Here is a 26,233-nt window from a genome sequence, read left to right as displayed (position 1 = left end):
ATTGAGTTTGTCTACAGTCTGGGAGGAATAGTTATCACTATTCCTCTTTCTTTTTTTATGTATTTTTTCTATACTATAATCTATCTAGTTGGGCATCATATGTGGGAGGAGTTGTTAAAGTGCCTTGGAAAAAATCATCAAATAAACTAGTCACACCATTTCAGGTACTTGTTTCTTATTATTTTATAGCAATAGCGATTTCCTTCCTGTTATTACGGCTTCCAGGCGTTCATCAAGAAGGTGTAAAAGTCTCTTTTTTAGATAGCTTGTTTACAGCAGTAAGTGCAGTAAGTGTTACTGGGTTAACAACCATTAATATTTCGGAAACCTATACTACCTTTGGGCTTGTAATGATTCTTGTTATTTTACAGTTAGGCGCCATTGGTATTATGTCACTTGGTACCTTTGTGTGGCTGCTTGTTGGGAAAAAAATAGGCATGCGTGAGCGACAGTTAATCATGATTGATCATAACCAGTACAGTGTCTCTGGTGTTGTTAAATTAATCCGCGAAATTTTAAAAATTTTATTTGGCATTGAATTAACGGGTACCATTATTTTAACGCTACATTTTACCAATTATTTTGATACATTAGAAGAAGCCTTTTTACATGGAATTTTTGCCTCTATTTCTGCTACGACAAATGGAGGATTCGATATAACGGGAATGAGCTTACTGCCATTCCATGATGATTATTTTGTACAGATGGTTACCATGGTACTGATTGTATTAGGTGCTATCGGATTTCCGGTATTAATTGAATTGAAGACTTTTTTGCTTAATCGACGCGAGAATTTCCGTTTTAGTTTATTTACTAAAATCACTACTTCAACATACGCTATTTTATTTATAGTTGGTGCACTTGTCATTTTACTCCTTGAATCATTCCATTCTTTTAAGGAAATGTCTTGGCATGAGGCATTATTTTCAGCAATGTTCCATTCTGTATCAACGAGATCAGCTGGACTGACTACTTACGATGTCACGACTTTTAGTGAAGCTACAGATATATTCATGAGCTTCCTGATGTTCATTGGCTCTTCCCCAAGCTCAGTTGGTGGAGGTATTCGCACCACAACTTTTGCCTTGGCCATTTTATTCTTAATTACCTTTGCTAGAGGAAGAGAGGATATCCAAGTATTTGGACGAGAAATTCATTTGATTGATGTCTTCCGATCATTTGTCGTAATTTTATTAGCCTTTTTCATGGTATTAGTTGCAACCCTTATCTTGCTTATAACAGAGCCACACGCATCTCTTATTCAAATTATTTTTGAAATTACTTCAGCGTTCGGTACATGTGGTATGTCGTTAGGCATAACATCTGATTTATCAGTGGTTGGTAAAATCATTATCATTATTTTAATGTTTATTGGTCGAGTTGGATTAATATCATTCCTTTATACTCTTGGGGGTGGCGGAAGAGGAAAGAAATCAGGCTTCCACTATCCGAAGGAACGAGTAATTATTGGTTAAATTTTTAAAGTATGTGAGGCATTAAGTAAGGAGTAATTCCATCGTAAACCTCATATAAAAGTAAAAAATATTATCTTGTCATAAAATATTCAAAAAATTTAAACTTTTATTTCCTGATTAGATAGATTGTTTTTTGGGCATTTTTTACAAAGTTTTATCAATCTTTATTTAAGGAATTTGACCTATATTGGTAAGGCTGGCTATGAGTACTTAACTAACCGAACAATGAAGCGCAGAAGGAATAAATTTAGCAGTCTTTATTGTTACTATGAGGATTTAAGAATCGTTTAAGTAATAAAAAAAGCTAGTCCTGATAGTTATGACAGGACTAGCGTTTCTTATTAGTTAGAGTAGATTGTTGCAAAGTAAGGTGCTTGACCATGTCGGAAATAGGTTAACAGATAGCCATTTTTTTGTACAATTTTGCCATTTGCAAACTCTTGGTAATCAAGAGCATGAGGGATAATCAAGGTATGCTTAAACAACTCTTTTTCAGTTAACTTAAAGTTAGCAAATTCCTCGCCTGCGATAGCTGGATTTTCTCGTAAAGCGTGATAAAGGGCTTTTTGTTGCTCTTCTGTAGGACGCTCATTCCACCATAGCTTCCGTGGTTGGAACTGCTGAGCCATTAAGTAATCAAGCTGCATTAAACTCTGGACAATGTTTAAATTCACATCATCAATCGTTTCTAAAAACATTAATAAACGACGGAATAAATCCTCTAGCTGATGACCAATACGAGACCAACCTTTTGTTTCCCAATATGTTCCGAAGTTTTGGAAGAAATCAAATGGTGTATCAAAGACCTCTGTAACCAAGTATTCAATCGTATGATCCATACGGTGATCATTCCAATACTTTTCAAGAACATCCTCTGCATGCTTAATACGGACGATATCATCAAATGTTAGAACATTATTTGAAAAGATTTCGTAAGGAGATAGATCCACATAGGTATAGCCAAACTTCTCGGCTTCTAATCGAAGTCCTGTGCCGCGTAAAAGTTTCAAAAATCCAAGCTGTAATTCCTCTGGCCGCATTGCAAAGACATCATTAAATGTTTGACGAAAACTAGCGTAATCTTCCTCTGGTAAACCTGCAATTAAATCTAAATGTTGATCTATTTTTCCGCCATCTTTCACCATAGTAACTGTTCGCTTTAGTTTTTCAAAGTTTTGACGACGTTTTACAAGAGTATTTGTTAAATCGTTCGTAGATTGAACACCTATTTCGAATCGGAACAAACCTTTCGGTGCATTATCATTTAAGAATTGAATGACTTCAGGGCGCATTATATCAGCCGTGATTTCAAACTGGAATACAACACCTGGTTTGTGTTCATCAATTAAAAATTGGAACATTTCCATTGCGTAGCTACGACTGATGTTGAAGGTGCGATCCACAAATTTAATTGTTCGAGCTCCGTTATCCATTAAGAAACGAATATCCTCTTTTATTATTTCACGGTTAAAGTATCGGACGCCAACTTCAATAGAAGATAAACAAAATTGGCAGCTAAATGGGCAGCCTCGGCTTGTTTCGATATATTGAATTCGCTTACCTAGATAGGGCAGATCCTCCTCAAAACGAAAAGGACTTGGTAATTCGCGCAAATCAATTTTAGGTGGCATAGCGTGAATCTTGACTTTCTCGTCCTCTAAATAACAAATACCAGGAACATCTTCTAACAATATTTCACCGTGGAAATAGCGCAGTAATTGTTTAAATGAAGTTTCTCCTTCACCCATCACAATGAAGTCTACCTCAGGTATTCGACGTAACCAATGGTGACAATCATAAGAAACCTCAGGTCCCCCGAGCAGAATTTTAACATTTGGACAGACAGTTTTTAACATCTTGATAACGTGAATTGTTTCTTCGATGTTCCAGATATAGCAACTAAATCCAACGATATCAGGTTTTTTTTGGAATAAATCTGATACAATATTAAAAGCAGGGTCTTTAATAGTATACTCTGCTATAATTGGATTAAACTCCGGTAAAGCTGCGCCTTTTAAATAGCGCAATGCTAAATTTGTGTGAATATACTTTGCATTCAAAGTAGTTAAAATAGTATTCATGCAATAATCTTCCTTTCAACATCCTATTGTATCAGTCAAGTATCTGACATACAATATAATTCTTTTTACCTATTTATTTTGTGAACGGTTCGTGAAATAATTTAAAATACTTAAATTTACTAAATTTTGTAATAATAGAATCGTGCTGTCATAAAGTATAGTAAAGGCTCAAAATTCGATTTTAGAGGTTTTTTACTCTTTTGAAAGGTTCGGTGAGAAAGTTGAAGCAAAATGATATTAATCAATGTTTTGGAAATCTTATGAAAAGTACTTCGTCACCAACACTTATACTCAATAAAGCAGGGAAAATTTTAAACGTCAATGAGGCTGCTATCAATCTTTTCAATCTTAATTTAACCTATATTGGCTATTTAGCTATGGACGAGCCATCTAATTTTAAATGGACTAAGTTCGTCAAACAGTTACAAAATGATTTACGTTCAGAGGAAATTTTCAATATTCGCACAGTTGGAAATGACTACGAAATGTTATCTTTCAAATGCTTTTATGATCCTAATACAGAGGAAATTGTTGCGCAAATTTCAACATTAAATGATGATGTTGCCCATAAATTATATGTTAGCCAAGCACATGAGAGAGCGCAATCTTTTAATGCCTACGATTACTTACCTTATGCTGTTATTGTTAGTGACGCTAGTGGTATTATTCTTGGGCTAAATAAATATGCGGAAATGTTTCTGAAAGTTGAAAATTCGCAGCTTCTTCATAAAGCGCATCAGCATATATTTGATTCATTTACATTGAAAAAGGGGCAAATTACAACCTACCTTTCTAAGTTAATGGGTGAAAAACATGCAAGCATTCATGTAGTCGATGAAACACAAGTAAGCAGAACTTGCTATTATGAAATTTCAAGTATTTTTGATGAATACAATAATATTATTGTCACTGTGATTAATGATGAAACAGAGAAAAAGCAACTTCAACATAAAGTTGAGCATCAGCAAGCATTAAACGTTGTGGGACAGATGGCAGCGAGTATTGCACATGAAATTCGTAACCCATTAACTTCTTTAAAGGGTTTTACTGAATTACTAAAATTAAATGCTGATGATGAATCACGCATGTATCTCTCTGTTATTGACAGTGAGCTTCAACGGATGGAACAAATCTTATCCGAATTATTAGTATTGTCTAAGCCAACAACGATGAAAGTGGAATTATTAGAACTGGATCATATTGTAAAGCAAGTCATTGAGTTTATGCTACCAGATGCACTCATGAAAAATATTATGATTCAGTATATTTCAACCTCTAATCAAGTCTATATTGGCGGCAACGAGAATCGACTAAAGCAAGTGCTGATGAATTTAATTAAAAATGCAATGGAATCCATGAATAATGGTGGTACGATTACCGTCGAAATGGCAACAAATGACTGTGCGATTGTCGAACTTATGATAAAAGATGAAGGTGTTGGCATGGACAGCACGACACTTCAAAACCTATTCCAGCCTTTTTACACGACAAAATCAACAGGGACAGGACTGGGCCTTGCTTTCGTGAAAAAGGTGATTGAAGAACATGAAGGAGTAATTGGCGTTAGTAGTGAACTACAGAAGGGGACATGCTTCCATCTGCAGTTTCCAATTTACACATTCAATCAGATGGATACAATGGAAGTATCCACAAAAGATTCTGCTTATTTAGTAACATAAAGAAAGTAAAAATGGTTGCATAATGAACAACAAAACCTTCTAAATCATATATTGCTTTTGACAATGCTTTTCTAATGTCGCTATAATGTCATGTATAAAGAGCGAAGTGAGAGGAAAAGAATATGCCGTCAGAAGATCTAAAACAATCTTTAAAATTATATATTGTATTATCACGTGCACTAAAAGCAATTAATGAAACAACACATCAATTATTTCAGGATAATGGTTTAAACCCAACTGAATTTGCTGTTCTAGAACTTCTCTATCATAAAGGAAGACAGCCATTACAGCAAATTGGCAATAAAATTTTGTTAGCCAGTGGGTCTATTACGTATGTCATTGATAAGCTAGAGAAGAGAGGTTACTTATTACGAGTATCTTGTCCTGCTGATCGTCGTGTTACGTATGCAGAAATCACCCCTGAAGGTGAAGCTTTTATGGGAGAGCTGTTCCCAAAACACGAACAGCATTTGCATGAATTAATGAGTGTACTATCCCCAGAAGAAAAAGAGCAAGCTATTACGTTATTGAAGAAAATTGGCCTTTCTATCAAAGACCTATCTTATTAAAAAAGTTGTCTCATTGATTTGAGACAACTTTTTTGTGATCAAATAAAGGACGATAGACTATGTCTATCGTCCTTAGCATTTTATTATTTTTTAGATATAGTTGCTGCCATATTAAGCATAGCATCTGTTAAATCTTGTTCATCATTATCATGAATAGTTAATTTTGTAATGAGACCATCTTTCTCAAGGACAACCCCAATTACTTTCTCAGTGTCGAAGTCCACAACATAACCCTCGATATTTTGAACATCTTTAAATGCTGTTAATTCCTCAGCAGTTAGAGCTACTGTTTCACCCACTGCGTTCATATAATCTTGCATAGTTGTTTTTACTTCTTCAAAGCTCGATTGTGAAGCTTCAATTGTTTCAATACGCATAAACACTTCGTCATCATCATTGGACACTAACATGTCTTTACCAGGCTCTTCTTGTGTCAGTGTAAAACCAGGAAGCTGTTGTAGTTTATAGCTTTGATCAACACTTGCTGATTCAGTTGCCTTTTCAGTTTTATCTACACCATTTTGGACGTATTTTACATCTTGTTGAGGCTGTTTAGAGGCATCCTCTGTATTTGTATCATTTGATGCAGGTGTATCTTCTTCTTCCTCATTTGATTCACCTGCTGTATCATCTCCAGATGGTTTTTGATCGGCAGCAGTATTTGATGGCTCATTTTGCTGAGCATCTGAATCCCCTGTTTTATCAGATGTATTACAACCTACAACTAATACGGCTGTTAGTAATAATGCAAGAATTGAAACTAATTTTTTTTGCATAAAAAACCCTCCTTTTCTAAATTAAACGTTAGTAAAGATAAAATGTTTCCAAATATTAATGTTATGATGTTAACGGCAACACTAAAAATAATAATAGTACAAAAACGACATGAGCTACAATAACAAGTGGCATACTTTTACGCCATTCATATAAGAAGCCCCAAATAATGCTTGTTACCAATGCAGCAATGACACCAAGCATAAATCCGCTAAGGGCAATTGATACAGCACATAATACTGCGGTAACTATGACAGCCAGCGGTGGGCGCATAAAACGTTTTAACTGTTGTTGGATATAACCACGCCAAAATAATTCTTCACCTATGGCAACGATAAATACGAGTAAAACATAGTGCCAAATATTTTGTGGTCCGTAGCTTGCTAAAAATTTTTGAACGGATTGTACTAAGTTATTATTAATATATGGAGCGAGCCAGTAACCAAAGCGAATAATACCATATGTGATGGTACCGTATCCAATACCAAAGAGTAAAAATTGCCAAGTAGGTAATTGATCTTCAATGGAGCCAGCTAAGATGGCAATGGCAATACATACTAGTAGAGTGAATGCATACATGTACCAAAATACAGCTTGATTAGCAAAGGTAAAAGCAAGCATACCATAAACGAATAATAAAGAAAGGAGAAATAGTATTGTTTGTTTCGAATTTGTTAGCATATTCGACCTCCATACCTTAATCTTATCAAAAAAATAGTCCCTTATCATCTATTAAGACAAATAGGGACTATTCAGACTATTAAGCTTCATTAGTATATAAAATTTTATATCGTTTATGATTGACGACCGTTTTTTCTTCAATTTCAAGGGAATCAAAATTCTCCATATATGTTAAGTTAACGATCACCGAATTTTCATTTACCTTTTCTACAATACCTTGGAGACCATTTTTAAACTCGATAATATTTCCAACTTCAGCTATTTTCACAGACAGTCAGCTCCTTCATCGACTAATAATATACAGTTTGCATGAAAAATTGGTAAACGTAAAGCTTTTTTTAAATAATTCATAATTTATTACACAAATGAGGCAAAGAGAGGAATAAAGTTCATGGAAAAATACGAAAATATGCTTAAACAATTACAAAATGGGGAAAGAGAAAGTATTGAAATTCAAAAGGAAGAATTTTACGAATTTCGTGAAATTCTTGTAAAACACCCATTATTTAAACATTATAGAGGTGAGGCCAAGCAAAATGGGCGAATTATCTATACTTATACTGAAACACCTAGAAGTTAATTTGTCGAACATTGTCGTAAGTTAATGCTGTAAGAAATGAAATATAAATGTATAATAATGGTATGATTATTTGTGTGTGGAGGGTTGTATGAATGGTCAATCTACTCTTGAAACAAATGGAACAAACTCGTGAGATGATGATTCGCTCAGGTGTAGAAAACGGGTTACAAAATGCAAAAACCATTCAACTGAGTCGCAGATTAGATCAGTTAATGAATACTTATTATAGACAGATGGCATTTGAAGAAGAAAAAGATCAAGAAGACTAAAAAAGATTGTTCCAGTATTCAGAGTAAAAAACATTTTAACATATATGTTTAAAATGCATTTCAATGGGGAATAACTTACTATGAACACAGCAACATTCTCATTTCCCCCTTTAGAGCAGTGATCCCCCAATCACTTGCTCTCTTTTTTTTGCTTATTCGGTATATATGCCCTACATATAAATTTTAGTACAAGTTGTGGGAAGAGTTTGAATTATTTCATTCCTTCACCTAAACTGAAAAGATATAGAGTTGGACTCTCACGGAGAGTACAGACATTCTAGAACAAAGGAGCATGTACATATGACAAAGAAACGTATTGCATTTATTGGAACTGGAGTAATGGGTGCTAGTATTATTAAGCATTTACTAAAAAATGGTCATGAAGTAACCGTCTATACTCGTACGCAAGAAAAAGCAGAGCCTCTTGTTGCCTTAGGGGCGTCATGGGCAAGCTCACCAGCTGAAGCATTTAAAAATCATGAAATTGCCTTTACAATGGTTGGCTATCCTTCAGATGTAGAGGAAGTATATTTTGGGGAAAATGGCCTCTTCCAAACAGCAGAACAAGGCAATATTGTCATTGATATGACGACTTCAGAGCCATCTTTAGCCAAGAAAATTTATATGTATGCTCAATCCATCGGTGTAGAGGCTTTAGACGCCCCTGTTTCAGGTGGGGATATTGGTGCTCAAAATGGCACTTTGTCTATCATGATTGGTGGCGATCAGGTCACATACGACAAGGTATTGCCAATTATGAAGCAATTTGGAGAAAATATAATTTATCAGGGTGAAGCAGGAGCTGGGCAGCATGCAAAGATGTGCAATCAAATTGTTATTGCCTCTGGTATGATTGGCGTGTGTGAATCACTAGCTTATGGACTAAAGGCAGGATTAGATTTACCTACCGTATTACAATCGATCTCTTCAGGTGCAGCAGGTTCATGGTCTTTAAGCAATTTAGCCCCACGTATGATAAAAGAAGATTTTGCACCAGGCTTTTATATTAAACATTTTGTAAAGGATATGAAAATAGCTTTAGACGAGTCAAACAAAATGGGCATAACATTACCAGGACTTGCATTAGCCTATGAAATGTATGAAAAATTAATCGCAGCAGGCTATGGTGATAATGGTACACAAGCACTCTTAAAGTATTATAAATAATTCGCGATGGGATTCTGAATAGGAAACCTGAAGGCTCCTTAAATGGGAGACCTTCAGGTTTTTTGTTTTACTCTTTCCCGAAAAGTTGAGAATCCAGTGAGAAGCTGGATGCGCCTGCGAGAGTAAAGTAAAGAGCTATTGCACCTAAAGCTAAATCTAATTCATAACCAGCCAATCCATCTGCCCCGATAAAGCCGATGCTAAGTTTTGCTGTAAAGATCGCCACAATCATTGTAATGGTTAATAAAGCACCAAATATTCTTGTTGCTAAACCTAAAATAATTGCAATTCCTCCAACTAATTCTATAATTGCCACGATATACGCCATAAATCCTGGTATACCTAGGCTATCAAAGAAGTCAGCTGTATAGCTAATGCCACCTTGAAATTTTTGAAAACCATGCACTGCAAAAATAACGCCTAGAACGATACGTAAAATTGTTGAACCAATATTTTGCATAATAAAGTAACTCCTTATCTTTTTTTGCTTACAATTCGTAACTTAGTTTATTTTTAAAAACAACTTTTGTCAAGTAACTTAATGTATTTTTAGAACAAGTTTTTTTAAAAAGTGATATACTCTTAAATAGGAACTAATATACAAAGGGGGAAGTCATTTGGATCAAAAAAATATTTGTCCGCGATTTGAAAAAGCACTCATGATATTAAATCATCGTTGGAATACACTACTTATTTATCAGCTATTAGATGGTCCGCAAAGGTATTCGACCATTAAAAATCAGTTGAATATTAGTAGTCGTGTATTAACAGAACGTTTAAAGGAGTTAGAGACTGAGCAAATAGTGCTACGTACAGTAATTCCATCAACACCAGTTGTCATTGAGTATGAACTTACAGAAAAGGGTTATGCTATTGCACCTGTGCTAAAAGCGATTGAGCAATGGTCCTCTGAATGGGTAACCATAGATATAGAATGATAAAAAGGTATTCAAGCGAGGGGCTTGAATACCTTTTTTGGTTTTACACAGAAAATAAGCGTTCAATTATCGACCATTTGGCAGTTATTTTTCAGTGAATTTACTGTTATATTGTAAATAATATTAATTTTCTTTAAAAAAAGGTATTTTTTATTTCAGAGAGAAATTAATTGTTTATTATAGAGAATGGAGAGGAGGGTTTTATGAAGAAGAGTACAGCTATAGACGTACAACATCGAAGTCAATTAGCCATTTATTTATCATTACCGATACTTTCATGGGCATTTTATGATTTTGCGAATACAATTTTTTCTTCAAATATAAATACAATATTTTTTCCCTTTTACATGGATGAGGTTTTAGGAACAAATGAAGTCATGCAACAAGTTGCGAGCACCTTTATATCTTATGCAAATGCCATTGCAAGCTTGTTGCTCGTTATCTTTTCACCCCTTTTCGGTGTGTGGATTGATAACACAGGTTATAAAAAGAGATTTATTGTATGGTTTGCATCCATATCTATTCTATTTACATTTATGATGGGAATATTTGCTAATTCACAAACCACTGTCAATTACTCTGGTGTGCCTCTTAGTTTATTTTTGGTAGTTGCAAGTTTTGTCATAGCAAAATTTTTCTTTAATTCAAGTTTAGTATTTTACGATTCTATGATGGGTGATCTAGGGACAAAAGAAGAGATGCCACTCATTTCAGGGTATGGTGTTGCAATCGGGTATCTTGGTACACTTTTTGGATTACTTGTTTACTTGTATGTTGGTAACAGCGATTTTCATCGAGCATTTATCCCAACAGCCATTCTGTATCTACTCTTTTCATTGCCATTATTCTTAATTAATAAAGATACACCGATCCCAAAGTCCCAACGAAAGTCCTTAAAGTTTTTAGATGGTTATAAAGAAATCATTCAAACATTTAAAGATATGAAGCAATATAAAGCAATCTTTACCTTTATGATTGCTTATTTCTTTCTAAATGATGCCATTGCTACAACGATTGCTATGATGGCTGTTTATGCGACAACGATTGTTGGCTTTAGTTCTGGACAATTTATCGTACTTTATTTGGTCTCTACTGTCTCAACAATCATTGGGTCACTTGCCTTTGGGTATATTACGAAATCTATAGGCGCTAAACGTGCCATTACAATTGTTGCACTTATTATGATTGTTGCTTTGGTATTCGCTGTTTTTGCTTCAGCACAATGGATGTTCTGGCTTGCTGGTAGTCTATTTGGTATATCACTTGGCTCAATGTGGGTGACATCTCGGACATATATTATTGAATTATCACCGAACGAAAAACGTGGACAATTTTTTGGGTTGTTTGCTTTTTCAGGTAAAGTATCCTCCATTATTGGTCCAGCTATATATGGAACTGTTACATTATGGATGAAGGATTATGGTACTATTGCTAGTCGTGTAGCATTATCAACGTTGATCGTTATGACTGTCGTTGGTCTATTGGTACATCTAAAAGTTAATGATAAAAATGGAAATAGCAAGTAGGAGAAATGTATTGCCTATGATACAATTGAATTATAAACAGATGTAGAGAAAGGAGCGGGGTTGCATTGGAACATAAAGGAATATTATTAGAAAGTGGCACAAATGAGCTAGAGATTGTTGAATTTGAAGTAGCAAACAATAAGTTTGGCATCAATGTTATTAAAGTAAAAGAAATTATTCAACCGATCCCAGTAACGTTTATCCCACACGCGCACCCGCATGTAGAAGGAATCATTCAATTACGAGGTGAGGTATTACCTGTTGTAGATATGCTACGAGTATTAGGAATTCAAGGTGCTGAGCGTAATCCACAACAAAAATATATTGTCGCAGAATTTAATAAACAACGTGTCGTTTTCCATGTAGATAATGTAACACAAATTCATCGTATTTCTTGGAATCAAATCGAAAAGCCTTCAGATATGTATCAAGGGGGTACATCACAAGTAATTGGTGTGATTAAACAGAATGAGCAAATGATTCTATTACTAGATTTCGAAAGAATTATGGTGGATATCAATCCTGCATCAGGAATTAGTGTGGAATCTGTTAAAAAGCTCGGTAAACGTGAGCGATCTGGAAAGCGAATTTTAATTGCAGAAGATTCACCGTTATTACGTAAATTACTGTTTGATACTATGAGTGAAGCTGGTTATGACAATGTTGAATTCTTTGAAAATGGCCGCGATGCTTATGAATACTTAGAGGGAATTGCAAAGAGTGGTAGTGACATAGCAGAGCATATTCAATTGGTGGTAACGGATATTGAAATGCCACAAATGGATGGCCATCATTTAACACGAAAAATCAAAGAGCATCCCGATCTTCAAAAGCTTCCTGTTATCATTTTTTCAAGTCTAATTACAGATGACCTTCGTCATAAAGGTGATCAAGTAGGGGCTGAGGATCAAATAAGTAAGCCAGAAATTGCAGAGCTCATTTTACGTGTTGACCAACTTATTCTGTAATCACCATGGCTTACATGATACTTCTCAATTTTAATAATGGGTATCCTGCAAGTATAAATAAATGAAAGTAAAGTCGGATGCCTTAATTAAGAGGGTCCGATTTTTTTGTATATGTCCAAATATTATGAACAAAATAAATGGTAGATGCTTGAAGGATGTGATTATTTGAATGAATTAAAAACAGCTATTATTGATATCGGCTCCAATACTATACGATTAGTATTATATCAATATGATAATGAAGAGGGACTTCGTGAGCTTGGAAATATTAAGACGGTAGCACGTTTGCGTACATATATACAGCCCTCAGGAGAGATGTCTGATGAAGGTATTCAAGTGTTATCAGAAACTTTATTAACATTTAAAGCCATGCTTGAGGATTTTGAAGTAACAGATGTAAAAGCTGCTGCGACTGCGGCTATTCGACAAGCCACTAATCGAGACAAAATTATAGAGGAAATGAAAGAACGGACTGGTATCCAAATAGAGCTTTTATCAGAAGAGGAAGAGGCCTATTTTGGCTACGTTGCTGTTGCTTACTCCATGGGTACAAAATCGGCCGTAACAATCGATATCGGTGGTGGTAGTACCGAAATTACGCTGTTTGAAAATAAAGAAATTCAGCAATCACATAGTTTCCCTTTTGGGACAGTTTCTTTAAAGCAACGTTTTGTAAAAGGTGACATTATCAATAGTAGTGAGAAAAAAGAGCTTCTTGCCTTTGTCAAAGAGCAGTTCCAAACACTCCCTTGGATAAAAAATGTTGCTCTACCTATTATCGCAATTGGTGGTAGTGCACGTAATATTGCTCAAATACATCAACAAAAGCATGATTATCCTATTGCCAGCGTACATGGTTATGAAATGACAAAGGAAAATTTGGATGATTTAAGCTTATTTTTAGGGCAATTAAGCTTTCAGGAATTGAAACAATTGGATGGTCTCTCATCTGACCGTGCAGATATCATTGTTCCTGCATTAGAGGTATTTAGAGTGTTGATGGAGGTAGTTGGTAGTGAGACCTTCCAACTGACAAAGCGAGGTTTACGTGAGGGACTCATTATTCAACGGATTTTGCAAACAGATACAAAGGCGTTTGATAAATATAATGTATTTGAAGGAAATGCTAGAAGATTAGCACGTCAGTATGGTCGGAGTGAAGTGGAAGTAGATTATTTAATGCATTTAGCAGACCAATTGTATCGTGAATGTTGTCATTTAGGCTACTTGCAATATCATCCAGAAGATTTGCATTTATTAGCAAAAGCGGCGAAGGTTTTTAATATAGGAGAGTATATCGAATTAAGCTCTTCAAGCCAACATACTTTTTATTTAATTGCGAATCAATCCATTGATGGTTTAAATCATTTAGAACGAGTAAAACTAGCACTTCTTGCCTCCTATAAAAATAAAGATTATTTCGAACGATTTGCTGCCCCATTTGCTACATGGATGAGTCGGGAGGAACATCGTAAAATAAGAGACTTCGGAGCGTTATTAAAATTTGTCTATGCATTAAATGTTTCAAAACGCAATATAGTACATGCTATTGAAATGCACACCGAAGAAGATCATGTTCAGCTTAATATTTATGTAAAAAAGAATGCTGCGGCTGAAAAGTATCAAGCCAATCGACATAGAAAGCATTTAGAACGTGCATTAAAAATCCCAATGAAGATCAATTTTATTGAAGAAGGGTGGAACAATGGATGACAACTGAAGTAACGAAAAACGAGCTACATGGGGAAGAGTTCTCCGAAAACTACAATCTATTGTTAGAGGAAATTGCAAAGCCTCAATATTATAATAATCGTGAATTAAGCTGGCTTGCCTTTAATGAACGCGTGCTAGAGGAAGCAGAGGATATTAATAATCCTCTGCTCGAGCGTTTAAAATTTTTAGCTATATTTAGTTCCAATCTAGATGAATTTTTTATGGTTCGTGTTGCAGGCTTACAGGACCAGGTACGTGCTGGTTTTCATAAGCCCGAAAACAAATCTGGCTTAACGCCGAAGGAACAGTTGGCCAAAATAGCAGAACGCACACAAGCATTAGTGCGTCGACAAACTGAGGTGTATAGACATTTAATCTATGATTTACTACCTCAACATAATGTACATATTGCGGACATGAAAGATTTAAATAGCAAGCAAAAATCATTTATCAATGAAATGTTTGCAGAAACTATCTTCCCTGTTTTAACCCCTGTTGCAGTGGATGCATATCGTCCTTTCCCAACCTTGCTTGGTAAAACTTTGAATTTACTAGTGCTGTTAGAGCAGGATGAGTCAGATCTTGAAAGTCGTGAAAAAGTGGCGATTGTCCAGGTTCCATCTGTGTTAGATCGCTATATAAAAGTACCGTCCGAAGAAGGTAAGACAGTTGTAGTTTTATTGGAGGATGTGATAGTAGCGCATATTGAAAAGCTGTTTTATGGCTATAGCGTAAAATCAGCACAAGCCTTCCGCTTAACAAGAAATGCAGATTTAACTATCCATGAAGAAGGGGCTCGAGATCTTCTCGTGGAGATCGAAAAAGAGCTGAAAAAGCGAAAATGGGGAGTAGGAAGCCGTTTAGAAGTTCGAGTTGGAGAAATGAACGAGGAAGTGCTGCAATACTTACTAGATGAATTCGAAATAGAAGAATCGGATGTATTCCATATTGATGGTCCTTTGGATTTAACGTTTATGTTCTCTTTTGTGAAAGGTATTTCAGTAGGTCGTGAGCATTTAGAATATGAAAGCTTTATCCCACAGCCACCTTTAGATTTACAGTCTGACGAAAATATTTTTGAAAAAGCACTTCAACAGGATATATTTTTCCATCATCCATATGAATCTTTTGCCCCTATTGTTGATTTTATTTCTGAGGCCGCTGTCAACCCGAATGTGTTGGCTATAAAACAGACATTATATCGAGTAAGCGGAAATTCACCGATTATTCAAGCGTTAAAGCTTGCCGCTGAAAATGGTAAACAAGTAACGGTATTAGTGGAGCTAAAGGCTCGCTTCGATGAAGAAAACAATGTGCACTGGGCAAAACAATTAGAACAAGCAGGTTGTCTTGTGATCTATGGGATGAATAATTTAAAAACGCACTCAAAAATCACGCTAGTCGTAAGTCGTCGTAACGGCAAAATTGAACGTTTTGTCCATTTGGGTACAGGAAATTATAATGATGCAACTGCAAAAATTTATACGGATATGGGCATAATAACGACAGATAAAGAGTTTGGCATTGATGCGACAAATTTCTTTAACTACTTAAGTGGCTATACAGAAAAGCCTACCTTTAATCATTTAGTCGTTGCACCATTTGATATACGCGATGAGTTTATTCGGTTAATGGATGAGGAAATTGCCTGTCATAAAAAATATGGAAATGGTTTTATTCGTGCAAAAATGAATTCATTGACAGACAAAGATTTAATGATGAAGCTTTATGAGGCATCGATTGCGGGTGTAAAGGTCGAGCTTATTATTCGTGGTATATGCTGTATTAGACCAGGAATCCCAGGTATTAGTGAGAACATTACTGTAACAAGTATTGTTGGTCGTTTCCTTGAACATTCTCGTATTTATTGGTTCCATCATAATGGGGAAAATAAAGTATATTTATCCTCTGCAGATATGATGACACGCAATATGATTAAACGTGTAGAAATTTTATTCCCTGTATATGCAAGTGAAGCAAAAACTCGTATTATTGACATAATGAATGCACAATTAATGGATACTGCCAAAGCCCGTATTCAAGACTCTAATGGTAAGTATCATTATAAAGAGTTTGATCGTAGCGAAGATCCATTAAATAGCCAGGAAATTTTCTTGAAGGATGCATTAAAGCCTACGCTAGACGAAGAATAGAGCAAACACGCTACTTAGTGAGGGATAGAATGAAAAAATGTAGAGAAAATGTAGCGCCATTTGCAGAATATCAACAGCTCATGCAACTGAATCCATTTGATGCAATCATTTGTTTGAGACAAGTTGATAAGACAGTGTTTGAGGTCGTTGAATTTAATGAAAAGCTATCGTCAATGATTGAGCTGCAGGATATAACAGCCAAAAACGCTGAGAACTTTTTTACTAAGCAATGCTGGCTGCAATTGTCGGGATTTCTAATTGAAGAAATCAATAAACAGCATACTCTAAAATTAGGTAACGGTCTTCAAGAGAAAACATTTATGCTTCATGTTCAGCACTTTTCTGAATCAATAGTTGCCATTATTCTTCGAGCGACATCATTTGAAGAAAATCCCTATTTACAGTTCATTGAACAACATATAAGTCCAGTGTTAACGACAGATTTACAAGGTCGAATAATTCATCAAAATATTGCTGCTACTGCTACACTATCGAGAGAGCAGCACAGTCTAATTGGACTAGATATTTTTTCATTACTCGAAAGTAAATATCTCAATGAGTTTAAACTATTATTTACCAAAACAATCGAAGGTTCAGCGTTTGGCATGCCTAAATGCTTATTGAAAGGTGATTTACTAAGCAAAGAGCCCTTTTATTTAAGAACGCATCCAACCTATTATAATGGTGAGGTTGTGGGTGTCCACCTATTTGTTAAAGATGCTAATTCATTTATGAATGATCATGAAGCATTCTATTACCTAGCACTAATGGATGAATTAACAGGTATTTGGAATCGAAAAGCTTTTAAGGAGCATTGGCTACAGCATTTAAATGATAAAAAGCAAGAGCATAAGCAAGCCGCTCTTATTTTAGTTGACATTGACCGTTTTAAAAAGTTTAATGAATCCCTTGGCGAGAGCAAGGGAGATGATTTGATGCGTATGTTTAGTCATAGGTTACGGGAGCTTTGCTACTCAAAGTGTTCGTTATATCGATATAATAGTGATGAGTTTATTTTTGTGCTAAAAGATGCAACCATCCAAAAAATTGAACGAACTGCAAACTTGATTATGGACGTATTAAAACAGCCATTTATGATAGATGGACAGGAATATTTTATTAGCGTATCGATTGGGATTTCACTTAGCCCAGCAGATGGTAAAGATATCGAGACACTTGTACGGAAAGCAGATAAAGCTTTATTTTCTGTTAAAGAACATGGTCGTTCACATTATCGCTACTACCGTGAAGATATGACGGCCATTTTTCCAAACGAAGCATTAATGGAGGCACATTTACGTCGAGCAATTGAATTTAATGAGCTAAGTCTCCATTTACAACCGCAAATGGATTTAGCAAATAATAGCATCAATAGCTTTGAAGCATTATTACGATGGAATAACCGTAAATTTGGTTTTGTATCACCAGCACAATTTATTCCTATTGCGGAAGCCTCAGGGTTGATTATTGAAATCGGTGATTGGATTATTGATGAGGTATGTCGTTACCAAAAAGAATGGCAATCGAAAGGATATCGTCCTGTACGGATTGCAGTCAATATATCCCCAAAACAATTTAGAAAAGAAAATTTTGCCCGAAAAATTAAAACAGCTTTAAAGAAATATGGTGTACCGCCTGAATTATTAGAAGTAGAAATTACCGAAAGTTCCATGACAAATGTACATGAAACATTTTCGATTCTTACAGAACTGAAGCAATTAGGTGTTTATGTGTCTGTGGATGACTTTGGGACAGGCTATTCCTCATTAAGTTATCTCAAGCGTTATCCGATTGATATTATTAAAATTGATCAGTCATTTATTGCAGATATAGCGAAGGATGACAAAAATGAAGCCATCATAAAAGCCATTATTTCGATGTCTCATAATTTAGGATTAGAGGTCATTGCTGAGGGAATTGAAGAACCAATACAAGTTGATTTTCTCAAACGCCATCGTTGTCAAAAAGGGCAAGGCTATTTGTATAATAAACCATTACCAGTTGAAACGATTGTACAACAATATTTTGTAAGCTAGAAAACGGGTAGCACTTTCATCACAAAATAGATGAAGTGCTACTTTTTTATTTGCCGTTTTTAAGACCGTTTAAGACAATTGCTGTGAATTGCGCCATCTCAGAGGCTAGGTCAAAGTCTTCACTATGTATCAACCAATCATAGACATTGGCACGCATACAGCGCTGAATAAGTGTTTGTATGGTAGCAGCAGAAACATCTTGTCTAAATTCCCCATGTTGAATTCCTTCCTCGATATATGTATTCATTATCTGAAAAATCTTACGTTGTGGATTGATTAAATAATGATCCTGTTCTACTTGGTTTGTCATAGCAGCCGTATATACTGTACGTAATAAATCCTTTCCCACAATATTGGTTAAATATCTCATTTGCTCTTGATACACTAAGAGTATTTTTTCACTTGCTGGTAATGTGGGATCAATATTTTTTTCAACTGTACGATAAAAATTATCAAGCTCCTTAAATTTTTCTAAAATAACATCATATTTAGATGGGAAATGTGTATAAAATGTACCCTTTGAAACATTACATGCCTTTGTAATTTGTTCAACAGAAACATGTTCATAACCATGCTTGTTAAATAAATCTAAAGAAGTTTTCAATAATTTTTCACGTGTTTCTAATGCCTTTTTCTGTCTGCTTGTGAGTGTTTCCATTGGTAGCTAATACCTCCTGTATAAAATATTGTAAAATATCTTTTGTAAAAAATATTCTGAAAATATTAATTTTTTAATTGACGAGATGGATTTCGATTGATTATGATTTAAATGACCGAAGTCAATGACTGCGGTCAATGATGTTATCTCGTTACTAATGTTACTTTAAAAAATGAAAGTTGGCTAGTATATCATCAAGTTTTCTGTTGTATTTTCAAGGAATGGGGAGGTCACAATGAAGAAAAAATTGGGTTTTATTGGCTTAGGGAATATGGGTTTACCGATGGCTATTAACTTATTAAGAGCAGATTATCAGGTATATGGTTTCGATACGAATGCGGAAGCAATGGAACAATTCGCAGCAGCAGGTGGTTTCGGCCTTGAGACAGCTATGGATATTGCGAAACAATGTGATGTTATTATGACAAGTTTGCCTACCCCTCAGGTTGTAGAATTGGTTTATCGATCAGAGCAAGGAATTTTACAACATGCAAAGAAAGGGTGCCTGCTGATTGATTTTAGTACTGTTAATCCCGAATTGAATGATACGTTACATACAGAAGCTATAGCTTTGGGATTACGTTATTTGGGAGCACCTGTCAGTGGGGGTGTCATTGGGGCTATCAATGCGACATTAACTATTATGGTTGGTGGTGACACAGATGATTATATAAGTGCTGGTGAAATATTCAGAATAGTCGGTAAAAACATTTATCACTTGGGCACATCTTCAAGTATAGGAACGCGAATTAAATTACTCAATAACTTAATGATTGGCTTTTACACAGAGGCAGTTGCTGAAACGATTGTACTTGGCGAAAAAATGGGTATTCAGGCAGACACGCTCTATGAAGTATTAAATAATAGTTATGGGCAAAGCCGTATTTATGAACGTAATTATTTGGAATATATGAAAAATGATAATTATGAGCCGGGCTTTTCGACAAATCTACTATTAAAAGATTTGAAGTTAGCTAAGGAAATGGCGGATGAAGCAGGCGTATCGCTGCGAATCGGCGAAAAGTTAGTGGATCTTTATAGTGAAATTGCTCAGCAGGGCTATGGAGAAAAAGATATGTCTGCAGCTTATTTAAGTTTAAAAGAAAAATGTAAACTAGAACAATTTTAAGAGGAGGAAATGGATATGACAACGACACAAGAGGTTAAAACATTAACACATTTTATTGGTGGCAAATTGGTTGAAGGAAAAAGTGGCCGATTCGGTTCGGTATTTAACCCAACAACAGGTGAAGTCATTGCTAAGGTACCCCTTGCAACAGTAGAGGAAACACAAGATGCAATCGAGCAAGCTCAAGCAGCATTTCCGGCTTGGCGTGATACATCAGTGGCTAAGCGTGCAGAAATTGTATTAAAGTTCCGTAACCTTATCACTGAAAATATGGAAGAGCTATTACAAATCATTTGTACTGAAAGCGGTAAAACGATTGAAGATGCCAAAGGTGAGATTACACGAGGACTTGAATCTGTTGACTTAGCCATTGGTGCGCCACATTTAATGAAAGGAGAATACTCCGTAAATGTTGGAGGTCAAATAAATGCTTATTCTGCAAAATATCCTTTAGGGGTTGTGGCAGCAATTTCTCCATTTAATTTCCCCATCATGGTGCCTCTAGCACAAACGAGTATGGCCATTGCTGTAGGAAATGCGGTTATTTTAAAGGCATCTGAGCGTGTGCCAATGACTTCATTATATGTTAGTGAGCTTTGGAAGAAGGCGGGATTGCCTGATGGTATTTGGACAGTAATCAATGGTGATAAAGATGCAGTCAATGAACTTTTAGAAAACCCAGCTGTGCAAGCGATTTCATTTGTTGGATCAACACCAGTAGCTAAATATATTTATGAAACAGGATCAAAGTACGGTAAACGTGTCACGGCTCTTGGTGGTGGTAAAAACAATATGGTCGTGATGCCAGATGCGGATCTTGAACAGGTTGCTAATGCCTTTATTGGTGCAGCTTATGGAGCAGCATCCCAACGTTGCATGGCAATATCTACTATCATGCCTGTAGGAAAGGATACTGCTGATCGCCTAGTGGATATTCTTAAGGAAAAAATTTCTAATCTGAAAGTAGGCCCATATACAAACCCTGATTCAGATTTTGGCCCTGTTATTTCTCAGCATTCAAAAGAAGCAATTCTTACTGCAATTGATCGAGGGGAAGCCGAAGGAGCTTCAGTAATTTGTGACGGACGAGAACTTGATATTGTCAAAGAGTCTAAAGGGTTCTATGTAGGGCCTACATTATTAGATCATGTAAAGCCAGGCATGGAAGTTTACGAGCAAGAAATATTTGGTCCAGCTCGCAATGTTGTTCGTGTAGATTCCTTAGAGGAAGCTATTACACTTATCAATAAGCATGAGCTAGGTAATGGTGTCACAATCTTTACGAATGATGGATTAGCAGCTCGAAAATTTACAACAGAAATTGATGTTGGCATGGTTGGTGTCAATGTACCAATTCCAATTCCTGTTGGCTACCATAACTTTGCAGGCTTTAAAGGATCTCGTTTTGGTGAGGGGCATATGTTTGGCCCAGATCAAGCACGATTCTTTACAAAAACTAAGACAATTTCAGAGCGTTGGATGGCTGGCAATGCCTCCTCAGCATCCACGTTTTCATTCCCAAGCAATAACGACTAATAAAACCTAGAGCTGTAGAGTTATACAGCTCTTTTTCTAAAAAAGGGGATGGGTGGGGTGTAAATGTTAGAGTATATTGGTCTTTTTGGTAGTTTAGCATTATTAGTTTATTTAACAATGAAGGGTGTAAATCTACTTATTTCAGCACCGTTAACTGCGCTGTTAGCAGCCTTAACAAACGGTCTTGCATTTTTTCCTCAAACAGCTGATAAAGATCAGGCCAACTTTCTAACGAGCTATATGGATGGATTCACCGGATTTGTTGGTTCATGGTATTTAATGTTCATGGCGGGCGCCATTTTCGGCAAAGTCATGGAGGACACAGGCGCTGCAGATAGTGTCTCTAAATGGATTGTAGAAAAAATAGGGGTGAAATATGCCACATATGCTGTAGTTTTAGCTGCAGCAGTACTCACATATGGTGGTGTTTCAGTTTTTATCGTAGCCTTTTCAGTTTATCCAATGGCTATTAGTTTATTTAAACAAGCAAACTTTCCACGACGTTTTATTCCTGCTGCACTGGGCCTAGGTTCTGTCACATTTACGATGACATCAGCAGGCTCACCTGAGATTCAAAATTGGATACCAATTCCATATCTTGGTACAACTCCATATGCAGGTTGGCAAGTTAGTATTGTCGTGGCTATTTTTATGGCTGTTGGTGGCTCGCTTTGGCTGAATTGGATGATTAAACGCGCTGTTAACAATGGGGAAATTTTCATTGAGCGCTCCACCGATCCAGTAGCTGATGAAACAAGAAAGCTTCCGAGTCCCCTTTTGAGTCTCATACCATTATTAGTTGTTTTAGTCATTTCTTATATTTTCCATGATTCACTTGGAACCTCTGCTTTAATTGTAGCCTTAACAAGTGGCTGTATCGTTGCTTATTTAGTGAGTTACAAATATGCAAAGTCAGTTGGCGCAACATTAGCAGCAGGTGCAATGGGTGCTATTATTGCCATTGCAAATACGGCGGCTGTTGTCGGCTTTGGCGGGGTAGTAAAAGCAACACCATCCTTTGTTGCAACTGTTGATGTAATGACCAATATCCCTGGCAGTCCACTGATTGGAGGAGCCTTAGCAATTGCGGTTATTGCTGGTTTAACAGGTTCAGCATCAGGGGGACAAACAATTGCTATGCCCTTACTAGCACCGCATTATATCGAGATGGGTGTAGATACAGAGGCGTTGCATCGGACAATCGCTATAGCATCTGGTTCCCTAGATTCATTGCCGCACGGAGGATATGTTGTGACAACCATCAATTCAGTATGTAATGAAAAGCATAAGGATGCATATATGCCATTTGGAGCTTTGACGGTTATTATCCCTATCATAGGTACAATACTTGCAATCATATTATTCTCATTAGGGATGTAGGAGGGATGAAGTATGCAAGGAAAAACGGTTTTTATTACAGGGGCAGCTCGTGGTATTGGTCTTGCTATGGCACAAGCATTTGCTGAGCAAGGGGCTAATGTTGTGATATCAGATAAAAATGAACAGCTTCTTGAGGAAGCCGTCGCACAATACCCCTCTTTAACTTCCTATATATGTGATGTGACAGAAGAACAAGCCATAAGAGAAGCCATTGATTTTACGATTAATAAATTCTCAACATTAGATATTTTAATCAATAATGCAGGATTTCAACATGTGTCGCTTATTGAGGATTTTAAGACAGAAATTTTTGAGTCAATGCAAAAAGTGATGGTCGTTGCTCCCTTTGTGGCGATGAAGTATGCGTTACCACATATGAAGAAAAATCAATTTGGTCGTATTATCAATATGGCCTCCATCAATGGCGTCATTGGGTTTGCTGGGAAGGCGGGATATAATGCAGCAAAGCATGGTGTGATTGGGCTTACTAAGGTAACGGCACTAGAGGTGGCGACAGAGGGAATTACGGTAAATGCTATTTGTCCAGGGTATGTTGACACGGAATTAGTACGTAATCAGTTTATGGATTTAGCACAGACACGGGGTATTCAAGTGGAAGAAGTTCTTGAACAAGTGTTATATCCACTTGTACCGCAAAAACGTTTACTTGATGTCTCAGAAATTACAGGACTTGCATTATATTTAGCAAGTGATGTAGCAAAGGGGTTAACCGGCCAGGCCATACTATTAGATGGTGGCTATACAGCTCAATAGCTTAGGAGGGAAAATATGATTCAAACAAAAACCATCTTTACTGTTCATTCTCCAGGAACGATTGTATATGGTCGAGATTCATTTGAAGAAGTAGGAGAGTATGCGAAAAAACTAGGTTCAAAGGCATTAATTATTAGTGATCCAATTATGGACAGTTTAGGCTTTATCAAGAAATGCCATACACTGTTAAAGACCCAAGGGATAGACGTCGTTTCATATATAGGGGTGACAACTGAGCCAGATGATACGTATGTAGCAGAGGGATTGCAGCTTTTGCAGAAAGAAAACTGTGATGTCATTATTTCTGTTGGTGGTGGTAGCTGTATTGATACGGCGAAGGCGATTGCAGTAGTGGCTACAAATGGCGGCTACATAGGAGATTATATGAAAATGGCAAAGGTTGCAGCTGAAGCACCAATTCCACACATTGCGATACCAACAACAGCAGGTACAGGCTCTGAAGCAACAGATGCCACTGTTATTACCAATACAAAAAGTGATGTGAAAATGATGATTAAGCAACCAGCTTTTATGCCCACTATAGCGATTGTTGATCCTATTTTAACCATTACCTCACCTCCAGCAATTACTGCAGCAACTGGAATAGATGCATTGAGCCATGCCATTGAGAGCTATTTATCGCGTTTAGCTCATCCTTATTCGAATGTGCTCGCCTTATCTGCTATGGAATTAATTGTGAATAACATCATAAGGGTTTATGAATATGGAGATGATGTTGATGCTAGGGAAGCGATGTCATTGGGTTCGATGCAGGCAGGGCTGTCATTTTCTAATGCTTCTGTTGCCCTTGTACATGGAATGTCTCGTCCGATTGGGGCACTTTTCCACGTACCGCATGGCATCTCCAATGCGATGCTTTTACCAGCTGTACTAGATTATTCAAAAGACGCTTGTATAGATCGATTGGCAGATTTAGGACAATTTTTTAATAAAACAAAAGAACGTCTATCGCAAGAGGAACTTGCTCAGCTTGCTATTACGTCCATTAAAGATATGTGTAAGTATATGAAAATTGGCAATTTAAAGCAGTGGGGAATCGAGGAGCATGCTTATTATCAGGCCATTCCTAAAATGGCTGAGGATGCACTTGCAAGTGGGAGTCCTGGTAACAATCCGAAGATACCAACTTTAGAAGAGTTAATGGAGCTATATAAAATTGCCTATACGTATGAGTTTTAATGATATTGGAGAGCTATTCATTGAATGAATGGCTCTTTTATATTTTTTCAGAAAATAAACTCGCATTCTATAGAATTAATATGACATATTCGAGAATATATAGTAAACTTTTAGTGAATCACCATTCATTTTTAACAAAGGGGGAAATGGAATGTTGCAAGGGAAGACGATTATTATTACGGGTGGATCAAGTGGCATGGGGCTGTATATGGCAAAGCAGTTCGTAACTGAGGGAGCTAATGTTGTTATAACAGGTCGTAACGAAGAACGATTAGCAGAGGCAAAGAAATTTATAGCGGAGGCTGGTCCCTCTATTGAGACATTCCAAATGGATGTACGTGTACCTGAGCATGCTGAGGCTATGCTCGAATTTGCTATTGAAAAATTTGGTCAAGTTGATGGGCTTGTGAATAATGCAGCAGGTAACTTTATTGTACGTGCAGAGGATTTATCACCGAATGGCTGGAAGGCTGTCGTAGATATTGTATTAAATGGTACATTCTATTGCTCTTCAGCAGTAGGCAAGTATTGGATTGAGAATAAGATCAAAGGGTCTATATTAAATATGGTAGCGACGTATGCTTGGAATGCAGGAGCAGGTGTGATCCATTCAGCTGCAGCAAAAGCAGGGGTACTATCATTGACGAGAACGCTAGCTGTTGAGTGGGGGAAACAGTATGGGATTCGGGTTAATGCTATTGCACCAGGCCCGATCGAGCGTACTGGTGGAGCCGATAAGCTTTGGGAATCAGAAGCAGCGGCAGCTCGTACACTAGATTCTGTTCCACTAGGCCGTATAGGAACACCAGAAGAAATTGCTGATTTAGCTACATTTATGATGTCTAACAAAGCAAGTTATATGAATGGAGAATGTGTAACTTTGGATGGTGGGCAGTGGCTCAATCAATATCCATTCTAAAAAATCTTTGCATAACGAATAGCTGGGT

24 protein-coding genes are annotated in these 26,233 nt (G+C 36.5%); 18 read left to right on the top strand and 6 right to left on the bottom strand.

Annotation, left to right across the window (positions count from 1 at the left end):
- Window positions 1–119 precede the first annotated feature (119 nt).
- Window positions 120–1,475: a TrkH family potassium uptake protein gene (locus BFM98_RS09955; RefSeq protein ID WP_054549806.1), complete on the top strand. Its 1,356-nt coding sequence runs from the start codon at window positions 120–122 to the stop codon at window positions 1,473–1,475.
- 341 nt (window positions 1,476–1,816) lie between these two features.
- Here BFM98_RS09955 and BFM98_RS09950 read toward each other — a convergent pair whose 3' ends face one another.
- Entirely contained in the window at window positions 1,817–3,556 is a 1,740-nt protein-coding gene (locus BFM98_RS09950) for a B12-binding domain-containing radical SAM protein (protein WP_066037234.1), read from the bottom strand.
- A gap of 260 nt (window positions 3,557–3,816) precedes the next feature.
- On the opposite strand from BFM98_RS09950, the gene BFM98_RS09945 reads away from it, so the two are divergent.
- Complete coding sequence (locus BFM98_RS09945; RefSeq protein ID WP_231595608.1) at window positions 3,817–5,235, top strand: PAS domain-containing sensor histidine kinase; 1,419 nt, start codon at window positions 3,817–3,819, stop codon at window positions 5,233–5,235.
- A 122-nt stretch (window positions 5,236–5,357) separates the two neighbouring features.
- Entirely contained in the window at window positions 5,358–5,804 is a 447-nt protein-coding gene (locus BFM98_RS09940) for a MarR family winged helix-turn-helix transcriptional regulator (RefSeq protein ID WP_004224579.1), read from the top strand.
- Between the two features lie 83 nt (window positions 5,805–5,887).
- Here BFM98_RS09940 and BFM98_RS09935 read toward each other — a convergent pair whose 3' ends face one another.
- The 3 genes from BFM98_RS09935 to BFM98_RS09925 all read right to left on the bottom strand — a co-directional run bounded on the left by BFM98_RS09935 (window position 5,888) and on the right by BFM98_RS09925 (window position 7,527).
- Window positions 5,888–6,580 carry a hypothetical protein gene (locus tag BFM98_RS09935; RefSeq protein WP_066037233.1) on the bottom strand — a complete coding sequence of 231 codons (693 nt, stop codon included), beginning with the start codon at window positions 6,578–6,580 and terminating at the stop codon, window positions 5,888–5,890.
- A 61-nt stretch (window positions 6,581–6,641) separates the two neighbouring features.
- A complete protein-coding gene (locus BFM98_RS09930) occupies window positions 6,642–7,259 on the bottom strand; it encodes a CPBP family intramembrane glutamic endopeptidase (RefSeq protein WP_004224581.1) in 618 nt (205 codons plus the stop codon).
- Between the two features lie 79 nt (window positions 7,260–7,338).
- Complete coding sequence (locus tag BFM98_RS09925) at window positions 7,339–7,527, bottom strand: YkvS family protein (RefSeq protein WP_004224583.1); 189 nt, start codon at window positions 7,525–7,527, stop codon at window positions 7,339–7,341.
- Window positions 7,528–7,650: 123 nt separating this feature from the next.
- On the opposite strand from BFM98_RS09925, the gene BFM98_RS09920 reads away from it, so the two are divergent.
- The 3 genes from BFM98_RS09920 to BFM98_RS09915 all read left to right on the top strand — a co-directional run bounded on the left by BFM98_RS09920 (window position 7,651) and on the right by BFM98_RS09915 (window position 9,275).
- A complete protein-coding gene (locus BFM98_RS09920) occupies window positions 7,651–7,839 on the top strand; it encodes a hypothetical protein (RefSeq protein ID WP_048391995.1) in 189 nt (62 codons plus the stop codon).
- Window positions 7,840–7,931: 92 nt separating this feature from the next.
- Window positions 7,932–8,108, top strand: coding sequence for an aspartyl-phosphate phosphatase Spo0E family protein (locus BFM98_RS23390; protein ID WP_004224595.1), 177 nt, complete (start codon window positions 7,932–7,934; stop codon window positions 8,106–8,108).
- Window positions 8,109–8,408: 300 nt separating this feature from the next.
- The gene (locus tag BFM98_RS09915; protein WP_048391994.1) at window positions 8,409–9,275 is read left to right on the top strand and encodes an NAD(P)-dependent oxidoreductase; all 867 of its coding nucleotides are present in this window, start codon (window positions 8,409–8,411) and stop codon (window positions 9,273–9,275) included.
- Between the two features lie 67 nt (window positions 9,276–9,342).
- On the opposite strand, the gene BFM98_RS09910 is transcribed toward BFM98_RS09915, so the two are convergent.
- Window positions 9,343–9,735 (bottom strand): DoxX family protein, encoded by a 393-nt coding sequence (locus BFM98_RS09910; RefSeq protein ID WP_048391993.1) that lies wholly within the window; start codon window positions 9,733–9,735, stop codon window positions 9,343–9,345.
- Between the two features lie 157 nt (window positions 9,736–9,892).
- Between BFM98_RS09910 and BFM98_RS09905 the strand changes: the two genes are divergently transcribed.
- The 6 genes from BFM98_RS09905 (at window position 9,893) to BFM98_RS09880 (ending at window position 18,609) form a co-directional block, all read left to right on the top strand.
- Complete coding sequence (locus tag BFM98_RS09905; protein WP_016992449.1) at window positions 9,893–10,213, top strand: winged helix-turn-helix transcriptional regulator; 321 nt, start codon at window positions 9,893–9,895, stop codon at window positions 10,211–10,213.
- 203 nt (window positions 10,214–10,416) lie between these two features.
- Window positions 10,417–11,739: an MFS transporter gene (locus BFM98_RS09900; protein WP_066037232.1), complete on the top strand. Its 1,323-nt coding sequence runs from the start codon at window positions 10,417–10,419 to the stop codon at window positions 11,737–11,739.
- A gap of 65 nt (window positions 11,740–11,804) precedes the next feature.
- On the top strand, window positions 11,805–12,707 hold the full coding sequence (locus tag BFM98_RS09895) for a chemotaxis protein (RefSeq protein ID WP_048391990.1): 903 nt from the start codon (window positions 11,805–11,807) through the stop codon (window positions 12,705–12,707).
- A 165-nt stretch (window positions 12,708–12,872) separates the two neighbouring features.
- On the top strand, window positions 12,873–14,420 hold the full coding sequence (locus BFM98_RS09890) for a Ppx/GppA family phosphatase (RefSeq protein ID WP_066037231.1): 1,548 nt from the start codon (window positions 12,873–12,875) through the stop codon (window positions 14,418–14,420).
- Window positions 14,417–16,573, top strand: a complete 2,157-nt coding sequence (locus tag BFM98_RS09885; RefSeq protein ID WP_048391988.1) for an RNA degradosome polyphosphate kinase — start codon at window positions 14,417–14,419, stop codon at window positions 16,571–16,573. The genes BFM98_RS09890 and BFM98_RS09885 overlap by 4 nt, the downstream gene beginning before the upstream one ends.
- Window positions 16,574–16,602: 29 nt before the next feature.
- Window positions 16,603–18,609, top strand: a complete 2,007-nt coding sequence (locus BFM98_RS09880; RefSeq protein ID WP_066037230.1) for a GGDEF and EAL domain-containing protein — start codon at window positions 16,603–16,605, stop codon at window positions 18,607–18,609.
- 46 nt (window positions 18,610–18,655) lie between these two features.
- On the opposite strand, the gene BFM98_RS09875 is transcribed toward BFM98_RS09880, so the two are convergent.
- Window positions 18,656–19,267: a TetR/AcrR family transcriptional regulator gene (locus tag BFM98_RS09875; RefSeq protein ID WP_048391986.1), complete on the bottom strand. Its 612-nt coding sequence runs from the start codon at window positions 19,265–19,267 to the stop codon at window positions 18,656–18,658.
- Between the two features lie 235 nt (window positions 19,268–19,502).
- Here BFM98_RS09875 and BFM98_RS09870 point away from each other — a divergent pair, with 235 nt between their 5' ends.
- The 6 genes from BFM98_RS09870 to fadH all read left to right on the top strand — a co-directional run bounded on the left by BFM98_RS09870 (window position 19,503) and on the right by fadH (window position 26,205).
- On the top strand, window positions 19,503–20,396 hold the full coding sequence (locus BFM98_RS09870; RefSeq protein ID WP_066037229.1) for an NAD(P)-dependent oxidoreductase: 894 nt from the start codon (window positions 19,503–19,505) through the stop codon (window positions 20,394–20,396).
- 15 nt (window positions 20,397–20,411) lie between these two features.
- On the top strand, window positions 20,412–21,932 hold the full coding sequence (locus BFM98_RS09865) for a CoA-acylating methylmalonate-semialdehyde dehydrogenase (protein ID WP_066037228.1): 1,521 nt from the start codon (window positions 20,412–20,414) through the stop codon (window positions 21,930–21,932).
- Between the two features lie 63 nt (window positions 21,933–21,995).
- Window positions 21,996–23,312 carry a GntP family permease gene (locus BFM98_RS09860; RefSeq protein ID WP_054549811.1) on the top strand — a complete coding sequence of 439 codons (1,317 nt, stop codon included), beginning with the start codon at window positions 21,996–21,998 and terminating at the stop codon, window positions 23,310–23,312.
- A gap of 12 nt (window positions 23,313–23,324) precedes the next feature.
- On the top strand, window positions 23,325–24,086 hold the full coding sequence (locus BFM98_RS09855; protein ID WP_066037227.1) for a 3-hydroxybutyrate dehydrogenase: 762 nt from the start codon (window positions 23,325–23,327) through the stop codon (window positions 24,084–24,086).
- 15 nt (window positions 24,087–24,101) lie between these two features.
- The gene (locus BFM98_RS09850; RefSeq protein ID WP_066037226.1) at window positions 24,102–25,286 is read left to right on the top strand and encodes an iron-containing alcohol dehydrogenase; all 1,185 of its coding nucleotides are present in this window, start codon (window positions 24,102–24,104) and stop codon (window positions 25,284–25,286) included.
- A gap of 151 nt (window positions 25,287–25,437) precedes the next feature.
- On the top strand, window positions 25,438–26,205 hold the full coding sequence (gene fadH, locus BFM98_RS09845; RefSeq protein WP_066037225.1) for a 2,4-dienoyl-CoA reductase: 768 nt from the start codon (window positions 25,438–25,440) through the stop codon (window positions 26,203–26,205).
- The last annotated feature ends 28 nt before the right edge of the window (window positions 26,206–26,233 follow it).

The sequence above is a fragment of the Lysinibacillus sp. AR18-8 genome (assembly GCF_001705465.1).
Taxonomy (GTDB): domain Bacteria; phylum Bacillota; class Bacilli; order Bacillales_A; family Planococcaceae; genus Lysinibacillus; species Lysinibacillus capsici.
Note: the sequence above shows the minus strand (reverse complement) of the source record. Positions and strands in the feature narration are given on the sequence as shown.